This is a genomic window from Achromobacter sp. RT286_PF, assembly GCF_059760425.1.
In genome coordinates this window covers 1-480 of record NZ_JCBAMR010000088.1, presented here as the reverse complement: position 1 = coordinate 480, position 480 = coordinate 1, and the positions used below count along the sequence as shown (strand labels likewise).

The window sequence follows — 480 nt, the reverse complement described above, 5'->3', positions numbered from 1 at the left end:
GCAATGCCGAACGGCAGTATCTGCTTTTTACATCGGCGGCGCTGGTGCGGATCAGAGAGTTGGAGAAGACCTGGGCACACACGCAAGCGGTACAGGAAGTCGAAAAAGAGATCGAATACCGCCGACAACATAATGACCATCCGGTGCTTGGCACGCGTTCCCATTTACCGCCGGTGGATGTCCCACGAGAAACGGAAATCGCAGCCAGGCGCATCACGGCTGATTATCACGAACGCCTGGAACAACGCTACAGCGAGCCGCGTCGCCAGCAGTTTCAGGACATGCACGATAAGGAATGGCAGCGCAGGCAAGGACTGATAGATACGATGGCGGCCCGCTATGTCGCATGGTTGCAATCCCTGGCTTGGTTGCGCATCGCGCGATACGACTACTCGGCTACCGATCCGCACTCGGCAGCGGCGTACACCAAGATGGTGGCAGCCTGCCTGGACGGCGGCCCCAGCGAAGCGCCCCCGGTTG

1 protein-coding gene is annotated in these 480 nt (G+C 59.6%); it reads left to right on the top strand.

Going from position 1 to position 480, the window contains the following annotated elements; all coding sequences use genetic code 11:
- Positions 1-480: hypothetical protein (locus AC6LJY_RS27970; protein ID WP_498137240.1), on the top strand; the 480-nt coding region annotated here is incomplete at both ends.